We start from the raw sequence: 21,411 nt of genomic DNA on the forward strand, positions 1-21,411 counted from the left end.
TAAATTCAGGGCTAAAACGTTTTGCCATTTCTTCTCTCCAAACATAATTCTTAAATTAGCTTTAGAGGGAATAATTGTCCATTTAGTTGGCTAGGATCATTAACAAGCCCCACTAAAATGTATCACGATAAGCAAGCGGTTAAAATAATTGCCACCTTAGACGGGGTGGTTGCCCTAAAAAGCACAGGGAGGGTTGATTTACTATTTAAGCCGCTAGGTGTTTTAGAAACCTTAGTGCGTAATGTCCGAACTTTTGTAGAGCAAGGTGTCGAAATAAAGGCTTATGAACTGCACCTTCCTTTACCTGTGGTCAGTATGGGAAGTGATATTTCAACCTATTACTTTTTATTAAACGATGGCTCAGTACATGCGATTGGGGATAATGATCGAGGTCAACTCGGTCAGGGCAACCTATCAGACTATAAAAAATTAGTCAAAGTTAAAAATATTGGTCGCATTATACAAATAACAGAAAGAAAACCGATAGCCATAGATGAAAAGGGTCGGTTATGGCGATGGGGGTCTAGTATTTATTGGCGCCCTGATTTAGCAGGGGGTAATAGTAATAGAGAGCCTTACCCTATAAATACTTTCACAGATGGTAGATTAGCTTTTATTGTGGCGAATAATTATTCTGCGGCATTAGGTTTGAATAATGGTGAGGTGCGTTTTTTCTTAGGAGAAAGGGGCGGGCTAAGGGGGACAGGTAAATCATCATCTCAAACTGACTCAAGCAAATATTTATTAGTACCCGAAAAGTCTTTATGGTCTTGGAAATAACTCATACAACAGAGAGCAAGTAGGATGGGTTGAGGAACGAAACCCATCCTATTTAATTGATAAGTTGTGGGTTTCCTTCGTCAACCACACGCTATAGCAAGCCTATATGCAGCGTAGCGAAATACAGGATTAATATAATAAAAACCAAATACAACTTGTATAAATAACGCTATTTTCACTATACTTGTACCATATGTTGTACAAATGTGGAGCGGTTATGAATGTTATCTCTTTTAGTCAAGCAAGAAATAGCCTAAAGGCCGTATTAGATGGTGTGATTGATGATGCCGATTGCACCATTATTACGCGCCGTGATGCCGAAGATGCTGTCGTTATGTCACTAAACCACTATAACAGCTTAATGGAAACAGTACATTTACTCCGTTCTCCTGCTAATGCTGCTCATTTGGCAAAATCTATTAACCAATATCAACAGGCACAAATGGTGGAAAGAGAGTTAATTGATGACTAGGCTATTAGCATGGACAGATGAAGCATGGAGTGATTATGTGTATTGGCAGGCGCAAGACAAAAAAACATTAAAACGTATCAATCTGCTGATTACAGACTGTAAACGCTCACCATTTGAAGGAATTGGAAAACCTGAAGCCCTTAAAGAAAATTTGTCAGGATTTTGGTCAAGGCGCATTGATGAGACAAATCGTTTGGTTTATGCGGTTAACAATAGCCATCTGACCATTATTTCTTGTCGTTATCATTATTAAAATTTAAGTTTTGTAGCCTGTATGCAGCGTAGCAAGTAGGATGGGTTGAGGAACGAAACCCCTCTTTAATAAATTGTGGATTTCCTACGTCAACCACATGCTACAGCAATTAAGTTCCCTCACTTTAATAAGGGGGGAGTTAGCATCATAATGATGCCTCCTCCCAATCTCCCCCTAGAAAAGGGGGAGGAGTTGTTACTCGCCGACTTTTTCGCGTAAACGAATACCTAACTCGCGTAACTGCTTACCTTCAACAGGGGCAGGTGCTTGAGTCATCAAACATTCAGCAGTTTTGGTTTTCGGGAAGGCGATTACATCACGAATAGACGTTGCGCCTGTCATTAACATCACCAAACGGTCTAAACCAAAGGCCAAACCGCCATGTGGTGGCGCACCAAATTTTAAAGCGTCTAACAAGAAGCTAAATTTCTCTTGCGCTTCTTCTTCGCCAATCCCAAGCGCTTCAAATACTGCCTTTTGCATATCTGGATTGTAAATACGCAAAGAACCACCACCAATCTCAGTACCATTTAACACCATGTCATAAGCAACAGACGTGGCTTCGGCTGGATTATTTTTTAGGTCTTCAACTGTGCCGTGTGGCATGGTGAATGGATGGTGAACAGAAGTCCATTGACCTTCACCAACTTCTTCAAACATTGGGAAGTCAACCACCCACAAAGGCGCCCATTCGCAAGTGAGCATATTCAAATCGTGACCGATTTTGACACGCAATGCACCCATGGCATCGTTAACCACTTTGGCTTTATCGGCACCAAAGAACACGATGTCGCCATTTTCGGCACCCACACGTTTTAATAACTCTAAAACAATCGGTTCAATAAATTTCACGATAGGCGATTGTAAACCTGCAACCCCTTGGCTCAAGTCATTGACTTTGATGTAGGCTAAGCCTTTAGCACCATAAATCCCGACAAACTTGGTATAGTCGTCAATCTGACTACGTGTTAATTTTTCGGCAGCTTGTGGCACTCGAATGGCGGCAATACGACCTTTAGGGTCTTTGGCAGGGCCAGCAAACACTTTAAATTCAACATCTTGCATTAAGTCTTTCACGTCAACCAATTCTAATGGCACACGTAAATCTGGTTTGTCAGACGCAAAACGACGCATCGCTTCGGCATAAGTCATGCGTGGGAATTTATCAAACTTAATGCCTAATAATTCGTCAAATAACTCAACCGCCATGCCTTCGGCAATGTTCATAATGTCTTCATCAGACATAAAAGACGTTTCGATGTCGATTTGGGTAAATTCGGGTTGACGGTCAGCACGTAAGTCTTCGTCACGGAAACACTTAGCAATTTGGTAATAACGGTCAAAACCAGACACCATCAATAATTGTTTAAATAATTGGGGTGATTGGGGTAAAGCGAAAAAAGAACCTTGTTGGGTACGCGATGGCACTAAGTAGTCACGCGCACCTTCAGGCGTAGCACGTGTTAAGACAGGGGTCTCAACATCTAAAAAGCCATGACGGTCTAAATAGTTACGGATTTTAGAAGTCACTTGAGAGCGGAAACGCATACGTTGTAACATTTCTGGACGACGCATATCCAAGAAACGGTACTTTAAGCGAATCTCTTCACCGACATTAGCAAATTCGTCATTTAAGGGGAATGGCGGCGTTTCGGAGGTGTTTAAGACCTCAATTTCTTTACCCAAGACTTCAATCATGCCACTGGGCATATTAGGATTTTCTGTGCCTGCATAACGCTGACGAACACGGCCAGTAATTTTTAATACGTATTCACTACGTGCTTTATCGGCTAAAGCAAAGGCATCTGGCGTATCAGGGTCAACAACAACTTGTACTAAACCATCACGGTCACGCATATCCAAAAATACCACACCCCCGTGGTCACGACGACGGTGTACCCAACCACAAAGTGTTACGGTTTGGTCAATTAACGATTCGTTTAAACTGCCACAATAATGTGTGCGCATCATATTCAGTCACCTAGCTAGTCAGGATCATAGCTCAACATAAAACAAGTTGATGAGTCCAATTTTTTGTTACAAACAGGGAGTTAAGGGATGGTTATTAGCGGTTGTTGTTATGTTGTGCGGCCTTGGGCATTTGAGACGTTAATGTTTTGTGTGTTGGCAACCACAAGCTAACTATCAACAGACTCGCATCAAAACAACCACGGAATGTCGCATCCTCGTTGGGCTTGTCCCTTAAAAAGCCCAACATTATGCCCGATAATTAGGGTAGAGGGAAAGTTTATATAACAACCTTCACTAAAAATAATCAACGATTTAAGGGAATCTTTAAGGCAGTTAATTGCCAACTTAGGATACCCGTTCGGCTAAACTCAAAATTGAAAACCAGCGTGGGCTGTTGGCTATCGTAAACATCGACAACAAAGGTATTAATGCCCTGATAAGATTGCTTAAATTCTAAATCCTGTGTGGTTTTTGAGGGGGCGATATCGGTGGTTTCCTTATCTAAACCGTCGGGTTGTTTGGCACTCAGCATCAGCGCGAGATTATCAGGTGTAATAAGCGTGTCTACCAGTGGATTGACAAAAGCATTGGCAAACATCGTGGCAAAGGCATTCATGCCATTGTCGGTTTTTTCTGTTAATAATGCCGCACTCATCGTTTGGCTTAAGGATTTTTTGAGGCTCTCTTTGACGGCAGGGTAGTCAATTAAGCTGTTGAGTTTAGCCGTGTTTTTACTGCGAATCGCTTCTTGAAATTGATATACCGCATAATAAGGGCTAGCATAGAGCACCGCTATGAGGCCGAGGCTGCCTGCAATGATGGCTTTTTTCATTAGTTAATCCGTCGTTTTAAGCCCGCTAAATGAATAATGCGGGTGGCAATTTCTTCAACTGACATTTCTGATACATTTAAGTATTTAATGTTTTCGTTACGGTAGATACTTTCTATCGCGCGTAATTCTTGCTGACATTGTTGTGGACTGGCATAACGGCTATTGGCTTTACGTTCATTACGAATAGCTGTCAGGCGTTCGGCATCAATCATTAGGCCAAACAGTTTATTTTTGTGTTCTTTAAGCGCTTTAGGTAAACATTCGCCGTCTAAATCGTCTTCGGTCAGTGGGTAGTTAGCCGCACGAATACCAAACTGCATCGCCAAATAAATACACGTGGGCGTTTTACCTGAGCGTGAAACGCCAATTAAGATGATATCTGCGGAGTCATATTGGCGAGTTCGCGCACCATCATCATTGTCTAAAGCAAAATGAACCGCATCGATACGTGTCTTGTAAGCGAGGGTATCAACCGTGTGTTTGCCTACTTGATTGGCGGGTTTGACGCCAAGCTCAGCTTCTAATTTGCCGACAAAGGTTTCAAAGACATCAAACATACAGCCATTGGCGTTGGCAATGACTTGACGGATTTCTTTGTTAACGATGGTATCAATAATAATCGGTTTACAGCCATCTTCGGTGGCGACCTCATTGATTTTTTTGACGGCTTGTTGAGCGCGTTCAAAACTATCAACATAAGGTAAGGTGTATTGCTCAAAAGTGACACAGCCAAATTGTGCCAATAAGCTATGACCTAATGTTTCAGCGGTAATGCCTGTACCGTCTGAAATAAAAAATACGCTACGATTCATGTTTTTAGCCCTTTTATCATTTGTACTCAGTCGTTGAAGACTTTATATTAAACACAATATGCCGTGTGCTTAGCAGCGAAATCAATAAAATTACGTTATGCTTTAGTGAGATGCTGGCATCGAAGTCTTAGCATAGTCTGTTGCCAACGTTGGCTAACCTAAATCAGAGTTTCACCTCGATGTGTCGGATTCACGCACTGCACCATTTCAGGATGGCTGCGCGGTGTTTAAGCCAAGCGTATGGACTCTGAGTTTGAATGCGCCTAGTCCTAAACTGTGTTATTTATCTAAGATAACACAAAGATTATTCGCCTCAATGAGGATTTAACGACAGTCATACATCGGGGTATCACGGGTTTTATCCTTTGGCAATAAACACTGGGCAGTTAACGTGTTTTATACGCAAATGTTTCACAGCCACTGGCCTCAGTTATATGATATAAACACAAATAGGTATAGGCTTATCACACATAAACGCTATAGTCGTTTATGAACTTTTCTACAGCATAGGGAGCTTTACTTTGGAAGCATTAGTCCTCTGGTTTCAACAACTCGGTAAAAATGATGTTGAGCTCGTTGGCGGTAAAAACGCCTCTTTAGGTGAAATGATCAGTAATTTAGCAAATGTGGGTGTGTCAGTACCAAACGGTTTTGCCACCACCGCGCAAGCCTATCGTGACTTTTTAGAGCAAAGTGGCCTCAATCAACGTATTAACGATGCTTTAGAACACTTAAATGTTGACGACGTGGTGCGTTTGGCAGAAGTGGGTAAGCAAATTCGTGAATGGATTGTTGCTACGCCATTGCAACCCGCCTTAGAACAGCAAATTCGTGATAATTTTGCCAAAATGTCAGAGGGTAATGCCAATATTGCAGTGGCTGTACGCTCCTCTGCAACCGCAGAAGATTTACCCGATGCATCGTTTGCTGGCCAGCAAGAAACCTTCTTAAATATTCGCGGTATCGACAATGTATTGATTGCCGTTAAAGAAGTATTTGCTTCTTTATTTAATGACCGTGCGATTGCTTACCGCGTACATCAAGGCTACGACCACAAAGGTGTGGCACTATCCGCAGGCATTCAACGCATGGTGCGCTCTGAAACAGGCTCGGCAGGGGTGATGTTTACCTTAGATACCGAGTCAGGTTTCCGTGATGTGGTATTTATCACCAGTTCTTATGGTTTGGGTGAAATGGTGGTGCAGGGCGCAGTAAACCCTGATGAATTCTATTTACATAAGCCAACCTTAATAGCTAAACGCCCCTCGATTTTACGCCGTAACTTGGGCAGTAAAACTCAAAAAATGATTTACGGTGAATCGGGTGCGGCAGGTAAATCCACGCTCGTGGTGGATGTTGATAAACCCGAACGCTTAAAGTTCTCAATTACCGATGCCGAAGCTGCCGCCTTAGCCGAACAAGCCTTAATTATTGAAAAACATTATGGCCAACCCATGGATATCGAATGGGCAAAAGACGGTGATGATGGTCAACTCTATATTGTGCAGGCACGTCCAGAAACAGTAAAAAGCCGTCAAAACGTCGGTACGATGGAACGCTATTTGCTCAAGCAAAAAGGCAGTGTCGTGCTCTGTGAAGGCCGTTCTATTGGTCAACGTATTGGTGCAGGCCGTGTGAAAGTCGTCACGTCCATTAAAGAGATGGATAAAGTACAAGATGGCGATGTCTTAGTTTCTGACATGACAGACCCCGATTGGGAGCCTGTGATGAAGCGTGCTTCTGCCATTGTCACCAACCGTGGTGGTCGTACTTGCCATGCGGCAATTATTGCCCGTGAGTTAGGCGTGCCCGCGATTGTTGGTTGTGGTAATGCCACCGAAGTGCTCAGTGACGGGATGGAAGTCACCGTATCTTGTGCCGAAGGCGATACAGGTTTTATCTACGAAGGCATGTTAGATTTTGAAGTTCAAAAGAACTCCATTGAATCTATGCCTAAGTTACCGTTCAAAATTATGATGAATGTCGGTAATCCAGACCGCGCTTTTGACTTCGCACAAATTCCTAACCAAGGCATTGGTTTGGCACGCTTAGAGTTTATTATCAATCGTATGATTGGTGTGCATCCTAAAGCCTTATTAAATTACGAAACGCTACCGCGAGATATTCGTAATGCCGTGACCAACCGTGCAGCAGGTTATGCCTCACCGGTTGAATTTTATGTTGAAAAACTGGTCGAAGGGATTTCTACGCTGGCGGCTGCTTTTTACCCACAACGTGTGATTGTGCGTATGTCTGACTTTAAGTCTAACGAATACGCCAATTTAATTGGCGGTAAGTTGTATGAGCCAGAAGAAGAAAACCCCATGCTAGGCTTCCGTGGCGCCTCACGTTATATTTCGGATAATTTTCGTGATTGTTTCGATTTAGAAGTGCGTGCTCTGAAAAAAGTCCGCGACGAAATGGGCTTAACGAATGTTGAAGTGATGATTCCCTTTGTGCGTACCACGGGCGAAGCTAAACGTGTGATTGAGTTATTAGCCGAAAAAGGCTTAAAGCGCGGCGAAAATGGCTTACGTGTGATTATGATGTGTGAGTTACCCACCAACGCTTTATTGGCAGAAGACTTCTTGCAGTATTTTGATGGCTTCTCCATTGGTTCTAATGACTTAACACAACTGACTCTGGGCTTAGACCGTGATTCAGGTATTGTTTCTCATTTGTTTGACGAACGTGACCCTGCGGTAAAAATGTTACTGTCGCGCGCGATTCATGCGTGTCGTAAGGCCAATAAATACATTGGTATTTGTGGTCAAGGCCCCAGCGACCATCCAGACCTTGCTCAGTGGTTGATGGAGCAAGGCATTGATTCTGTATCTTTGAATCCTGATTCTGTGTTAGAAACATGGTTTTTCTTAGCTGAAAAGCATGGAAAATAATGTTTAAAATGAAATTTTAGCGTTGATAACATAAGCCTCTTCGGAGGCTTATGTTTTTATAGGAAATTAAATGGAACTTTTATTTTTAGGAACGTCTTCAGGTACGCCAACCAAACAGCGTAATGTCAGCGCTTTAGCCTTGCAGCCCGAAAATAGTAAACATTGGTATTTAGTGGATTGTGGTGAAGGCACACAACATCAGTTATTGTATTGTTCTTTGTCATTAAAAACTTTAAAAGCGATTTTTATTACCCATGTGCATGGTGATCATTGTTATGGTTTATTAGGATTATTGGCCAGTGCATCAATGTTAGGGCGACAAGAGCCTTTAACCTTAATTGCACCCCAAGCAATTGAAGAGTGGTTAAAAGTCAGTTGCCAATTAACTGAGTTATATTTGCCGTATAGCGTGAATTTTTTAGCAGTTGACCAGTTAACAGAATGGCATGATGACCAAGTACAAATACAACCCACTTTGTTGGCGCATCGTGTGCCGTCTTATGCCTATACCTTTATTGAAAATAATATTGAGCCAAGTTTAAACAGCGATAAATTATTAGCTGAGCAAATACCACAAGGCCAATTGTGGGGACAGCTTAAAAAGGGTTTAGATGTTGAGTGGCAAGGCAAAATATTACATAGCCAAGACTATTTAGTGTCGAGCCGACCTGCACGAAAGATTATCGTGGGTGGTGATAATGATACCCCTGAATTGTTAACACAGGCTTGTCATCAAGCTCAAGTATTAATTCATGAGGCAACCTATACCGAAGATATTGCTGCTAACGTTGGGGCACAGGTGCAACATAGTTCGGCGGCGATAGTAGCAAAATTTGCCCAGCAGCAACAATTACCGCACTTAATTTTGACGCATTTTAGCCCACGTTATCAACATAATACCAAGCAATCACCATCAATTGCTGATATTCAACAAGAAGCAGGGCAATATTATCAAGGAAAGTTGTTTTTAGCCGAAGATTTTGCCAAATATCGTTTAACAAAAGCAGGTGAGTTGTTAAGTCTATCCATAAAAAAGCCTCAATCACTTGAGGCTTTTTGTACTTAGACAGAGGCAGTTAAATATAAGACATCTAATGCCTCATGACTAAGAGGCTTAGTGGTGATGGCCACCTTCGCCGTGAACATGACCATGTTCTAATTCTTCTTGGCTGGCAGCGCGGATTTCAACAATTTCTACGTCAAAATGTAAAGTTTGACCTGCTAAAGGGTGGTTGCCATCTACGGTAATTTCATCGCCTTCAACCGCCGCAATCGTGACGACCTGCATGCCATAATCGGTTTGAGCATGAAATTGCATGCCCACTTCAATCGTATCCACGCCTGCAAATAAGTGTTTAGGCACAACTTGTACTAAGTCTGCGCGGTATTCACCGTAACCTTCACCCGCAGCAACGGTCACTTTTAATTTATCACCGATTTGTTTGCCAACTAATGCATTTTCTAAACCAGGAATAATATTCTGTGCGCCGTGTAAATAAACTAAAGGTGCGCCACCCGCAGATGTATCAATCACTTGGCCTTCGTCGTTAGTCAGCGTGTAGGCAATAGAAACCACGCTATTATTGGAAATTTGCATAATAAAACCTTTGGGCATTGCGCCATCATAAAATCAGCCGCTAATCATACTGTAAGTAACATGATTATGCTTGTATAAAATCGTGAAAAATCCCACTAAGCTGTTTTTATTGGTCAAAACAGCTGATGAAGTAGCCTAAATCCTGAGTAAATAAGTCAATATAGCCACTTAATGTAATTTCAGGGTTGGGCTTGCATTTTTACTGAGTTGGTCTTTGCCCCATAATAACAGGGTTCTAAATAAGCCGTGGAGGGCATATTGATGCATACGATACAGCATGACATACATTAAACGCGCAATACGACCTTTGACATGAATATTTCCTACCAAGTTACCGACGCTGCTGCCTTCACTGAGTGAAATCAAGGAACCAAAGTCATTGTATTGATAATCAGGCAGTGCTTTGCCTTGAATATGTGCAGTTAATGCCTTGACTAAATAATTGGCTTGTTGGTGTGCAGTTTGCGCGCGCGGCGGGACGGGGCGCTCCATATTGGCCAACGTACAAGAAGCACAATCACCAAACGCAAAAATATGGCTATCGCGGGTTGTTTGAAGGGTTTTTGTCACTACGAGTTGATTGATGCGATTGGTTTCTAAACCTGCAATGCCTTGTAAAAAGTCAGGTGCTTTAATCCCCGCAGACCATACTTTAAGGTCGGCAGGAATACGCGTGCCATCAGCACATTCAATATGATGTGCATGAATCGCTTGTACTTTGGTACGTGTTAAGACGTGAATGCCTTTACGTTTTAATTGGCTTTCGGCAGCGGCAGAAACAGCCTCAGGTAAGACAGGTAATACGCGGTCAGCTGCTTCAATCAAGGTGATTTTAACATGTTGTGGCTGAATATCATCTAAACCATAACGGGCAAACTCATGGCTGGCATGATGTAATTCGGCTGCCAATTCAACGCCTGTTGCCCCTGCACCAATAATCGCCACATTTAGTTCTGGGGGTAAAGACGTATTGGCAGGTAGGGCATGTGCCTGTAAGTACATATTCAAAAATTGTTGTTGAAAGCGGTCTGCTTGTGCACGCGAATCTAAAAACATGCAGTTATCACGCGCACCTGTCGTGCCAAAATCATTAGCCGTAGAGCCAATTGCAATCACGAGGGTGTCATAGGTAATATGACGTGCAGGCGCGACTTCTTGACCCATATCATCTAATAAGGGGGCGAGCATAATCCTTTTTTGCTCCCGATTGATAGCCGTCATTCGCCCTAATTGAAAGTCAAAATGATGTTTGACGCTGTGCGCAAAATAATTCAGTTCATCTTCAAATGAGTTTAACGTTCCCGCAGCAACTTCGTGTAAGAGAGGCTTCCAAATATGGGTTAAATGCGCATCAACAAGCGTAATTTTGGCTTGTTTGCGTTTGCCTAATTTATGTCCTAGCTGTGTCGCTAACCCTAAACCTCCTGCGCCACCACCTACAATGACGATATGATGAAGTGTATTCATAATGACCTCAAAAAATAAAAACAATCACAACAACACACGCGCGGGCTTGCATTGATGTCATGGCTTTTGAAGGTATTGCGTACGAGGTCAGTCACAGAGAAATACGCAAGACGTATGCCTAATTTACACATTGTAACGAAACGAGTAAAAAAAGCCTAGCTTGGCATGGTGTGTTAGAAAAAGGATGTAGAGGAAAAGTACAGAGATAAAATTAAAAAGTTGACGTTTATCAATTACTTATAGCTAAAACGTCAACTGATATACTAACTGCTGGATTGTTTAAGAGACGGTCATTAACCAAGATAACAAGTCATAACGGACTTCATTAGCATTGCTTTCATGTAAAATAGCATGCCTTGCTTCGGGATACAGTTTGAGGCTTAAAACAGCTTTTGTATGTTTTTGATACATGGCCGCCAATTTTTGTACCCCTTTGCCCATGTGGCCTACAGGGTCAGCACGGCCTGCAAACAAATAAATGGGTAACCCGTCGCTGGTTTTAGCCATGTTTTTGGGTTGATAAATCGTGGCTAAGGTACTTAAAAAGTCACGCCAGTAGCTGTTGGCTAATTTGAAGCCGCACAGAGGGTCGGCAACATATTTATCGACAAAATGTGAGTCACGTGATAACCAGTCGAAATCGGTACGCTGAGGTTTGAATGTTTTAGCAAATTTGCCAAAACCTAAAGCATGAATAATGGGACTACGGCCATTACTTCCTTGTCTTACACACTCTAAGGCCGCCAATTTAACTGAGCTTTTGGTAAACCAAGGTGCTAAATAATCAGAGCCTGATAGCGCTAAGGCTTGAATGGCTTTGGGATGTGCTTGTATAAAGGCTTGGCTAATAAATGAACCCATACTGTGAGCAACAATAATCACAGAGGTTTTTTGATAAGTGGCCTTAATCCAATTATGCAATAACGCCATATCTTGCAAAATACCTTGCCAATGTTGATGACGGCTGACATTGCCCAACGGCGTGTCGGCAACGGCTAAACCATGACAACGATGGTCGTGTGCTAAAACAGCATAACCATATTGATTTAAGAAAGCTGCGATATCATCATAATTACCACTGTGTTCGGCCATACCATGTACTAAATGGATAACAGCACGTGGTTTACTCACAGGCCAATGACGAACAGGAATTTTATGCCCATCAGGTGTTGGTAAATATAATAGCGTTGCGTCAGGGCTAAGATTCGGGTTATTCATTCACTCGCAGTCCTAAATATATTTATATACGTATTAGCGCTTGTTGATAATTGGCAGTAAATGGCCGTGCATTCAACAGCATCGAAATTGATTAAGGTTGACCAAACATATGAAGCCTATTGCATGTCATTACACCGTTTCAGCAAATCATCCCAGTAACCATTTTTTTCAAATTAGGCTGATTATCACCAAGCCCAATCCTTTGGGGCAAATTCTCTGGCTACCTAATTGGATTTTAGGTAGTTATATGATACGAGATTTTGCGCGCCATATTGTGAGTGTAAGTGCCCAGACAACGCAAGGCTTGTTATTAGATGTCAAAAAATTAACAAAAAATCAATGGCAGGTTGAAGCACATGCAGGTGAGTTGGTGATTGATTACCGTGTTTATGCTTGGGACTTATCGGTACGGGGGGCACATTTAGACCAAACACACGGCTATTTTAATGGAACTTGTTTGTTATTGGCCGCAGAGGGATTGGAGCAAGAGGGGCACCTCCTTAGCTTAGTTAAACCCATGAATGTGGGAGATTGGCAAGTAGCGACCAGTTTAGAACCAGTCCATATCAACAAGCAGGGATTTGGTGACTATTATGCTGACGATTATTTGACACTGGTTGACCATCCCGTCGAGATGGCGGACTTCACTTCTTTAGACTTTCGTAGTGCCAATACGCCACATCGTCTAGTGATTACAGGTAAGCATCGCACCGATATGCAGCGCTTAGCGCAAGATTTACAGGCTATTTGCCAAACGGTGATTGCGTTTTGGGGAGACGACGTACCGCCTTTCAAGCAATATTTGTTTCAAGTGATGGCAGTAGGTAACGGTTACGGTGGCTTAGAACATCGAAGTTCAACCAGTTTATTATGTTCGCGCGACGACTTGCCATTAGTCACTGAGCCAAAAGATAAACTCAGTGATAAATACAAAACATTTTTAGGCTTATGCAGTCATGAATATTTTCACTCATGGCTAGTGAAACGTATACAGCCCGACGTATTAGTAACGCCCAATTTACATCAAGAAAATTACACCGAATTACTGTGGGTATTTGAAGGTTTTACCTCCTATTATGATGATTTACTGCTCCTCAGAGCAGGTGTCATTCAGCCTGCCGAGTATTTGGAGCTATTAGCACAAACCATTACCAGACATCTCAAAACATTAGGTAGACACCATCAAAGTGTTACGGAGTCCAGTTTTGATGCGTGGACAAAATATTATAAACAAGACGAAAATACGCCCAATAGTGTTGTCAGTTATTATGTCAAAGGGGCATTAGTCGCCTTATGTATAGACCTTAAACTCAGACAATTAAGTCATAACACGGCCAGTTTAGACCATGTGATGCGTTTATTGTGGCAACAATACGGTAAAACAGGGATTGGCGTGACGAATGACACCGTGCAACAACTTTGTCAGCAATGTGTTTCTGAAGATTTATCCGCTTTTTGGCAACACTGTTTGTACAGTACCCAAGAGTTACCTTTTGCAGAGTTGTTAGCTCGGCAAGGCATTGAGCTGGAGCTCAAATATGATAATCAAAAAACGCAAGCCAGTGCCAGCTTGGGCGTTCGAGGGCAAGCAGCAGAAGGAGGATATCAATTGCAACACGTCTATTTAGGTGGGGCAGCAGACAGTGCAGGCTTATCGGCTGGTGATGTGATTATCGCCATAGATGGTCTAAAAGTCAGCGCTCAGTGCGAAAAACATATTGCCACTTATGCGATTGGTGATACCCTTAGCGTGCATTATTTTAGACGTGACGAGCTGATGAGTTGTCAAGTACAACTGAAAGCAAGTATCGCTGATGTGTGTAGTTTACGTGCAAAGAGCACAACACAAGATAGTTTATTACAACAACAATGGCTGTTTGGCCAGTAAAGCAATAACAACAGCCTTTGGGATAAACGCTCAAAGGCTAGGGTCTGTTGACGTTTTGATTGTGGTTGCGTTAAGAATCGTCTCATACGGTGTGACAAAACTGGCCAATAGACTCACTATCCGCTGCGTTTTGTGCCTTGTCTGAGGCGATTTTTATCAGCAACGCGGCTCATACCTAACACGTCAACAGACCCTAATAATGATAAAAATAAAAAACGGACCATTTGCCGTTAAAAAAGATAACAGGAGTGAGTTGATGGATTACCAAGATTTTTGGCAGGGAAAATATCCAGACTGTATTGCAAGAAACATAGATACCAATATTTATCCAACCTTACTTGATTTATTTAAAGATGCTTGTCGTAAATATGCCAATAAACCTGCCTTTTCTAATATGGGGCGTACACTCACCTTTGCCGAATTAGATAAATACAGCGCGACATTTGCCACATGGTTACAACAAAACACGGAGCTACACATCGGTGACCGTATCGCTATTCAGTTGCCTAATGTCTTGCAGTATCCGATTGCAGTATTTGGTGCTCTGCGTGCAGGCTTGGTGGTGGTCAATACAAATCCCTTATATACAGCGCGCGAAATGGAGCATCAATTCAAAGATGCGGGATGTAAAGCCTTATTAACGCTCGCTAATTTCGCCCATTTAGTACAAGAGGTATTGCCCCGTACAGGCATTCGTTATGTCATGATTAGCGAAATCGCCGACATGATGCCATTGCCTAAACGTCTGATGATGAATAGTGTGGTCAAATACCTTAAAAGAAAGGTTCCCGCCTATAATTTGCCCGACGCCATTCCTTTTACGCAGATGATGAGCGCTAACCCAAATAAATTACAAGAAGCCAGCCCCAAACCCGAAGATATTGCCGTTTTACAATACACAGGTGGCACAACGGGGATTGCCAAAGGCGCGATGCTAACACATAAAAGTATTACCAGTAATATGGTACAAACGCATGCTTTTTTAGCAACTGTACTTGAGACAGGGCGCGAAACGATGGTGTGTCCCTTGCCGCTGTACCATATTTTTGCGTTTGGTGTCTCTTGTATTGGCATGATTATGGGCATGCATACGCTGCTTATCACCAATCCGCGTGATATTAAGGGATTTATCCAAGAGTTAAAAACATGGCCATTCACTGCCATCATGGGGTTAAATACCTTATTTGTGGCCTTGATGAATCATCCCGAATTCAAAAAGTTAGATTTTTCTAGGCTAAAACTGACGATTGCGGGAGGGATGGCGATGCAACAGCAAGTTGCCCTAGATTGGGAAAAATTAACCAACTGTCCTGTTTGTGAAGGTTATGGGATGACCGAGTCCTCACCCGTCATTAGCTTAAACCCGCCTAACGCGATTCAAATAGGTACGATTGGCTTACCCACCCCCAATACAGAAGTACGGATTGTCAATGAAGAGGGGCAGGATATGCCGATTGGTGAAGCGGGTGAGTTATGGGCACGTGGCCCCCAGTTAATGAAAGGGTATTGGCAACGGGCGCAAGCGACGGCTGAGACGATGACGGTAGATGGCTGGCTAAAAACGGGTGATATCGCCATGATACAGCCTGACGGTTATATTAAAATTGTCGACCGCAAAAAAGATATGATTTTAGTGTCAGGATTTAATGTGTATCCTAATGAAATTGAGGAAATCGCCGCAGCGCATGCAGGGGTGTTAGAAAGTGCAGCCGTAGGCATGCCTGACCAAAAATCAGGGGAAGTCGTGAAGTTGTTTGTTGTCAAAAAAGACCCTGAGTTAACCGAAGAAAGCCTGATGATTCACTTAAAAACAGGATTAACGGCTTATAAATTACCGCGTAGTATCGTTTTTAAGGACGAATTGCCTAAATCGCCTGTGGGCAAGATTTTGCGTCGTGAATTAAGAGATAAGGTATAAATAAAATACAGTCGATGGCGAGAGAATGTGCAGCGAGATAACAAAAAGTCTTTGTGCTGTAAGCCATTTTTTAATTTAAGGCTCTGTAGAATTGGCTACAGGAGCCTTTTTTCTCTTACAATAGCGGTTTTTAGCCATTAGGCATTGCTGATAGCTTGTTATGCACAAAACCGAATTCTTCCCAATACTGAATCAATGCCTCACCCAAGACCGTCCACGTTTTATTAGTCGTTGGCAGCGTTTACGTACCACACCTGAAGACAAAAAAGCTGCCGCGATTGCCCAGTTGCAGCAACAGTTACAACAATCTCAACAAGCAGTGGCGCAACGTCAACAGGCTTTGCCCGCAGTGACATTAAATGAAGATTTACCTGTTAGCCAACGTGCGCAAGAAATTATTGACGCGATTCAACAACATCAAGTGGTGGTTTTAGCTGGCGAAACAGGTTCAGGCAAAACCACGCAATTACCCAAATTATGTTTATTGGCAGGGCGTGGTGTGTATGGCTTCATTGGTCATACCCAACCCAGACGTTTAGCGGCGCGGAGTGTGGCAGCCCGTATTGCCGAAGAATTAAATTCCCCATTGGGCGAGGTCGTTGGTTATAAAGTTCGTTTTAATGAAGCCTGTAAAGCGGAATCGTATATTAAATTAATGACGGACGGTATTTTATTGGCGGAATTAGCCAATGACCGTTATCTAAACGCTTATGACACGTTAATTATTGACGAAGCGCATGAGCGCAGCCTAAATATTGACTTTTTATTAGGTTATTTGCGGCAGTTATTGGCCAAGCGTCCTGATTTAAAAGTGATTATTACTTCCGCGACGTTGGATGTTGAGCGGTTTAGTCGTCATTTTAATGGTGCGCCGATTATTCAAGTCGAAGGGCGTACCTTTCCAGTTGAAGTGCGTTATCGGCCAATTGCTGAAGAAAGCGTACAATCGGACGAAGATGAAGGCTTTGAACTACTCGAAGAGGCCATGCCTAGAGCGGTAGTAGCAGCTGTAGAAGAGTGTATTGAACACTCACGCCAACACGGTCGAGCAGGCAGTGGCGATATTTTGGTGTTTGCTAGCACCGAACGTGAAATTCGCGATTTAGCCGATACCTTACGTAAATATGGCCCACCACATACCGAAATTTTGCCCTTATATGCACGTTTATCGCTTAACGAGCAACAACGTATTTTTCATCCGACAGGCAAAGGCCGACGGATTATTATTGCCACTAACGTCGCTGAAACTTCGTTAACTGTGCCTAATATTCATTATGTCATTGATAACGGTTTTGCACGGATTAGTCGTTACTCTTACCGTTCACGAGTACAGAGGTTACCCATCGAAGCCGTTGCCCAAGCGGCAGCCAATCAACGTAAAGGCCGTTGTGGACGGATTGCCGCAGGCGTTTGTATTCGTCTGTATAGTGAAGAAGATTTTAACAGTCGGCCAGAATTTACCGAACCCGAAATTCGCCGTACTCACTTAGCCGCCGTTATTTTGCAAATGAATGTCTTGGGCTTGGGGAATATTAGCGAGTTTCCCTTTATTGAGCCGCCCGATAGTCGTTTTATTAATGATGGTGTACGAGTTTTAGAAGAATTAGGTGCATTAGACAAACAACAAAAAATCACACCTTTAGGCCAACAACTGAGTCGTTTTCCTTTAGACCCGCGTTTGGCTAGGATGTTAGTCGCGGCTGCCCATAGTGCTTGTTTAGACGAAGTATTAATTATTGTCAGTGCCTTGGGTAGCCAAGACCCGCGTGAGCGTCCGCCTGAAAAACAAATGCAGGCTGACCAAAAACATGCCTTATTCAAAGACAAAGACTCCGACTTTTTGTTTTATGTCAATTTATGGCGTGCCTTTGAGGAAGCGCGTACCGAGTTAAGCGAAAATCAACGTAAACAATGGATTAAAAGCCATTTCTTATCGTATTTGCGCATGCGTGAATGGCGAGAAACTCATCATCAATTAGTCTTAGTGTGTAAAGATTTAGGCTTACAACGCAACAGTGAGCCAGCCACCTACGAAGTCGTACATCGGGCTTTATTGACAGGCTTACTTTCGTCTATTGCCCATAAAAATGATGATAAAGAGTATTTGGCCGCGCGCAATCAAAAAGCCAAAGTATTTCCTGCTTCTGCTTTACATAAAAAGTCTGTGCCGTGGTTAATGGCCGCTGAAATTGTCGAAACCAGCCAAGTGTTTTTGCGTACCAATGCCAAAATTGAGCCTGAATGGATTGAACAAGAAGCGAAACATTTATTAAAACACCATGTCTATGAACCGCATTGGGAAAAAAATGCAGGTAAAGTGGTGGCTTATGAGCAGTTGTCTTTGTTTGGTTTGGTGATTAATCCCAAACGTAAATTAAATTATGAAACGATTAATGCTAAAGAGGCACATGAGATTTTTATTCGTCGAGCCTTAGTGGAAGGAGACATCAATCTCAATGCGCCTTTCTTTAAGTATAACATGAACTTAGTTGAAGAAATTATTGATATTGAAGACAAATTACGTCGGCGAGATATCTTGGTTGACGATGAGGTTTTGTATCAGTTTTATGCCAGTGTGATTCCTGAGACGGTAGCTAACCTTCGCACCTTTGAAGGCTGGCGACGCGAGGCAGAACGAAAAAACCCACAGATATTATTCTGCCAAACTGAATTATTGATGACACAAGAGCAGTTGGCTTGCCAGCACCAATATCCCGATACGTTGGCTATCAACGGTTTGGTTTTACCCTTACGATATAAATTTGACCCGAGTGCTGACGATGATGGGGTGACTCTACGTGTCCCTCATGCGGTACTGAGTCAAATAGACGACGCCGCATTATCGTGGTTGATTCCCTCATTACTGACAGAGAAAGTAGAGGGCTTACTCAAGGGCTTACCCAAAGCGATTCGCCGTCAATTAGTCCCGATTCCCGATACAGTGAAATGGTTGATGCAGGATTTATCCCCGCAAGTAGGGCAAAGTTTGAGTCAGGCTATTCATCAGCGTTTATACACTAAAGGCTTGAGAATTAGCAAAGAGGACTGGCTGGAGAGTGAATTAAACTTAGAAAATTACTGTAAATTTAATATAGAAGTCATTGATAATAAATCAAAAATAATTGCAAGCGGTCGTGATATATCGGCCATACGTTTGCAGTTGGCTACTGCTAAAGTGCAGTTGGCTGTTGCCCCCTCTCAGGCCGCGTTGACACAGTTTCCCCAAGAGATAATTCCTGTTATAGAAAAACCAGTGGCTGGATTACCCACACGCAGTTATGCCGCCTTAGTGCTACAACAAGAAGGCGTATTTTTACAATATTTGCCTAATGCTGCGCTGGCAGCTAAAGAGCATGTGCGCGGTACCTTGTTTTTATGGCAACAATTGTGTCAAGCCGAGATTAAACAATTAAAAAAGAGTATTCCGAATAGTCTCACCATTGATTTTGCGCCATTTGGTTCTAAAGTCCAATTAGAGCAACAAGTTGTGCAAGCCGTGTTTCGTCAGTTATTTAGCCAACAACCTATTTATACACTCTCTGATTTTAATAAAGAACTGGCAGAAAAAAAGGCGAAGATTTTGTCCGTAGGGCAAGAGACACTCAAAATAGCCAGTGAGATTTTTAGATTATGGCGAGAACTTAACCAACAAAAACATATATTTAAGCAGCCAATTTTTAAGCCTGCACTGGATGATATGGAAAAACAATTAAATGCCTTGCAAGCAGGGCAATTTTTAGGTGAAATTGCCCCCTCGCGCTGGCGTGAATACCCGCGTTATCTAAAAGGCTTGCAAGTACGCCTAGAAAGACTGCCAAATAATTTAAATCGTGATAGCCTTGCATGCCAAGAGTTATCGCAGCATTGGCAAGGTGTGCTAGCTAAGCAAGCGCAGTTAGTCGCGCTCGGTATAGAAAACCCAACATTAGACGAGTATCGTTGGTTGTTAGAAGAGTATCGCATCTCGCTATTTGCACAACCCATGAAAACGGCTGTTCCTGTGTCTAAGGCGCGTTTAGAGAAATTATGGGCGCAACTATAAAATCACAGGTGAGCGTGTTCGGTTAGCCAGCATCACATTTTCGGGGTAGTTGCCTAGGGGCTAAAAAATAGCTCACGCGCTACCTATCTTACGAGTTATACAGGAGCGAAACATGAAAAAGGTCGTCATCAGTGGTACAGGTTTATTCACTCCTGAAGAAAGTATTAGCAATGAAGAGTTAATTGACTCATTTAATGCCTATGTTGAGCTATTTAATGCGCGCAACGCCGAAGCCATTGAACGTGGCGAAGTGACGGCCTTAAAAACGTCTTTTCCAGAATTTATCGAAAAAGCATCAGGCATTAAGTCGCGTTATGTGATTAATAAGTCGGGTGTATTAGACCCAGAGCGTATGTATCCTGTGATTGCTGACCGTCCCGATGAAGAGCAATCTTTACAATGCGAGATGGCGGTAAAAGCGATTGAAGGGGCACTCGCACAATCAGGCAAAACCGCAGCGGATATTGATGCAGTATTGGTTGCTTGCTCAAATATGCAGCGTCCATATCCCGCCATGTCCATCGAAATTCAACATGCGATTGGGGCTAAAGGTTTTGCTTTTGACATGAATGTCGCTTGCTCATCCGCAACATTTGGTTTGCAAACTGCCGCCGATATGGTGCGTAGTGGCTCAGCAAAATGCGTGTTAATGGTTAACCCAGAAATTTGCTCAGGTCATTTAGAATGGCGTGACCGTGATTGCCATTTTATTTTTGGTGATGTGTGTACCGCAGTGATTATTGAAACAGCCGATACGTGCACTAATCCTGAAGCATGGGAAGTGTTAGGTACTAAGTTACAAACCCAATTCTCTAACAATATTCGCAACAACTTTGGCTTTCTAAATCGTTGTGATGAAGAAGGCGTTGGCAAACGTGACAAATTATTCCGTCAAGAAGGCCGTAAAGTCTTCAAAGAAGTTTGCCCAATGGTTGCCGAGCAAATCACCCAACATTTAGGCGAATTAGAGATTACTGCCACTGACTTAAAACGAATGTGGTTGCATCAAGCCAATAGCAATATGAATGATTTAATTGCCCGTAAAGTCTTAGGCCGTGACCCCAGTCCCGAAGAGTCGCCCACGATTTTAGATACCTATGCCAATACCAGTTCCGCAGGTTCTATTATTGCCTTCCATTTGCATCGTAATAATTTGCAAGCCAATGATATTGGTGTGATTTGTTCTTTTGGTGCAGGTTACTCGATTGGTAGTGTGATTGTTAAAAAGCGTTAATGATAAATGATGAGGGCAAACCTTGTACTT

At 42.7% G+C, this 21,411-nt stretch carries 15 protein-coding genes; 9 read left to right on the top strand and 6 right to left on the bottom strand.

Annotation, left to right across the window (positions count from 1 at the left end; genetic code table 11):
* The first annotated feature begins 117 nt into the window (after positions 1-117).
* From C8N29_RS11035 to C8N29_RS11045, 3 genes are all read left to right on the top strand, one after another.
* Positions 118-780, top strand: coding sequence for an RCC1 domain-containing protein (locus C8N29_RS11035; RefSeq protein ID WP_107866125.1), 663 nt, complete (start codon positions 118-120; stop codon positions 778-780).
* A 217-nt stretch (positions 781-997) separates the two neighbouring features.
* Positions 998-1,252, top strand: a complete 255-nt coding sequence (locus C8N29_RS11040) for a type II toxin-antitoxin system Phd/YefM family antitoxin (RefSeq protein ID WP_107866126.1) — start codon at positions 998-1,000, stop codon at positions 1,250-1,252.
* Positions 1,245-1,505, top strand: coding sequence for a Txe/YoeB family addiction module toxin (locus tag C8N29_RS11045; protein ID WP_204509335.1), 261 nt, complete (start codon positions 1,245-1,247; stop codon positions 1,503-1,505). The genes C8N29_RS11040 and C8N29_RS11045 overlap by 8 nt, the downstream gene beginning before the upstream one ends.
* A gap of 195 nt (positions 1,506-1,700) precedes the next feature.
* Here C8N29_RS11045 and aspS read toward each other — a convergent pair whose 3' ends face one another.
* The 3 genes from aspS to ppsR form a co-directional block, all read right to left on the bottom strand.
* Positions 1,701-3,476, bottom strand: a complete 1,776-nt coding sequence (aspS, locus tag C8N29_RS11050; protein ID WP_107866128.1) for an aspartate--tRNA ligase — start codon at positions 3,474-3,476, stop codon at positions 1,701-1,703.
* A 304-nt stretch (positions 3,477-3,780) separates the two neighbouring features.
* Positions 3,781-4,308, bottom strand: a complete 528-nt coding sequence (locus tag C8N29_RS11055; RefSeq protein ID WP_107866129.1) for a DUF2939 domain-containing protein — start codon at positions 4,306-4,308, stop codon at positions 3,781-3,783.
* A complete protein-coding gene (ppsR, locus tag C8N29_RS11060; RefSeq protein ID WP_107866130.1) occupies positions 4,308-5,120 on the bottom strand; it encodes a posphoenolpyruvate synthetase regulatory kinase/phosphorylase PpsR in 813 nt (270 codons plus the stop codon). The genes C8N29_RS11055 and ppsR overlap by 1 nt, the downstream gene beginning before the upstream one ends.
* A 506-nt stretch (positions 5,121-5,626) precedes the next feature.
* Here ppsR and ppsA point away from each other — a divergent pair.
* Both ppsA and C8N29_RS11070 read left to right on the top strand, forming a co-directional pair.
* Entirely contained in the window at positions 5,627-8,017 is a 2,391-nt protein-coding gene (gene ppsA / locus C8N29_RS11065) for a phosphoenolpyruvate synthase (RefSeq protein ID WP_420836664.1), read from the top strand.
* Between the two features lie 70 nt (positions 8,018-8,087).
* On the top strand, positions 8,088-9,083 hold the full coding sequence (locus C8N29_RS11070; RefSeq protein WP_107866132.1) for a ribonuclease Z: 996 nt from the start codon (positions 8,088-8,090) through the stop codon (positions 9,081-9,083).
* Positions 9,084-9,131: 48 nt separating this feature from the next.
* Here the strand turns inward: C8N29_RS11070 and slyD are convergent, their stop codons facing one another.
* The 3 genes from slyD to C8N29_RS11085 form a co-directional block, all read right to left on the bottom strand.
* A complete protein-coding gene (gene slyD / locus C8N29_RS11075; protein ID WP_239987117.1) occupies positions 9,132-9,617 on the bottom strand; it encodes a peptidylprolyl isomerase in 486 nt (161 codons plus the stop codon).
* Between the two features lie 165 nt (positions 9,618-9,782).
* Positions 9,783-11,084, bottom strand: coding sequence for an NAD(P)/FAD-dependent oxidoreductase (locus tag C8N29_RS11080; protein WP_239987122.1), 1,302 nt, complete (start codon positions 11,082-11,084; stop codon positions 9,783-9,785).
* A 276-nt stretch (positions 11,085-11,360) separates the two neighbouring features.
* Entirely contained in the window at positions 11,361-12,299 is a 939-nt protein-coding gene (locus tag C8N29_RS11085) for an alpha/beta fold hydrolase (RefSeq protein ID WP_107866134.1), read from the bottom strand.
* 109 nt (positions 12,300-12,408) lie between these two features.
* Between C8N29_RS11085 and C8N29_RS11090 the strand changes: the two genes are divergently transcribed.
* The 4 genes from C8N29_RS11090 (at position 12,409) to C8N29_RS11105 (ending at position 21,381) form a co-directional block, all read left to right on the top strand.
* Positions 12,409-14,187 (top strand): M61 family metallopeptidase, encoded by a 1,779-nt coding sequence (locus C8N29_RS11090; protein WP_107866135.1) that lies wholly within the window; start codon positions 12,409-12,411, stop codon positions 14,185-14,187.
* A gap of 256 nt (positions 14,188-14,443) precedes the next feature.
* A complete protein-coding gene (locus tag C8N29_RS11095; protein WP_107866136.1) occupies positions 14,444-16,105 on the top strand; it encodes an AMP-binding protein in 1,662 nt (553 codons plus the stop codon).
* A gap of 160 nt (positions 16,106-16,265) precedes the next feature.
* Positions 16,266-20,147, top strand: coding sequence for an ATP-dependent RNA helicase HrpA (hrpA, locus tag C8N29_RS11100; RefSeq protein ID WP_107866137.1), 3,882 nt, complete (start codon positions 16,266-16,268; stop codon positions 20,145-20,147).
* A 112-nt stretch (positions 20,148-20,259) separates the two neighbouring features.
* A complete protein-coding gene (locus tag C8N29_RS11105) occupies positions 20,260-21,381 on the top strand; it encodes a beta-ketoacyl-ACP synthase III (RefSeq protein ID WP_107866138.1) in 1,122 nt (373 codons plus the stop codon).
* The last annotated feature ends 30 nt before the right edge of the window (positions 21,382-21,411 follow it).

Source organism: Agitococcus lubricus (assembly GCF_003051055.1).
Classification (GTDB): domain Bacteria; phylum Pseudomonadota; class Gammaproteobacteria; order Pseudomonadales; family Moraxellaceae; genus Agitococcus; species Agitococcus lubricus.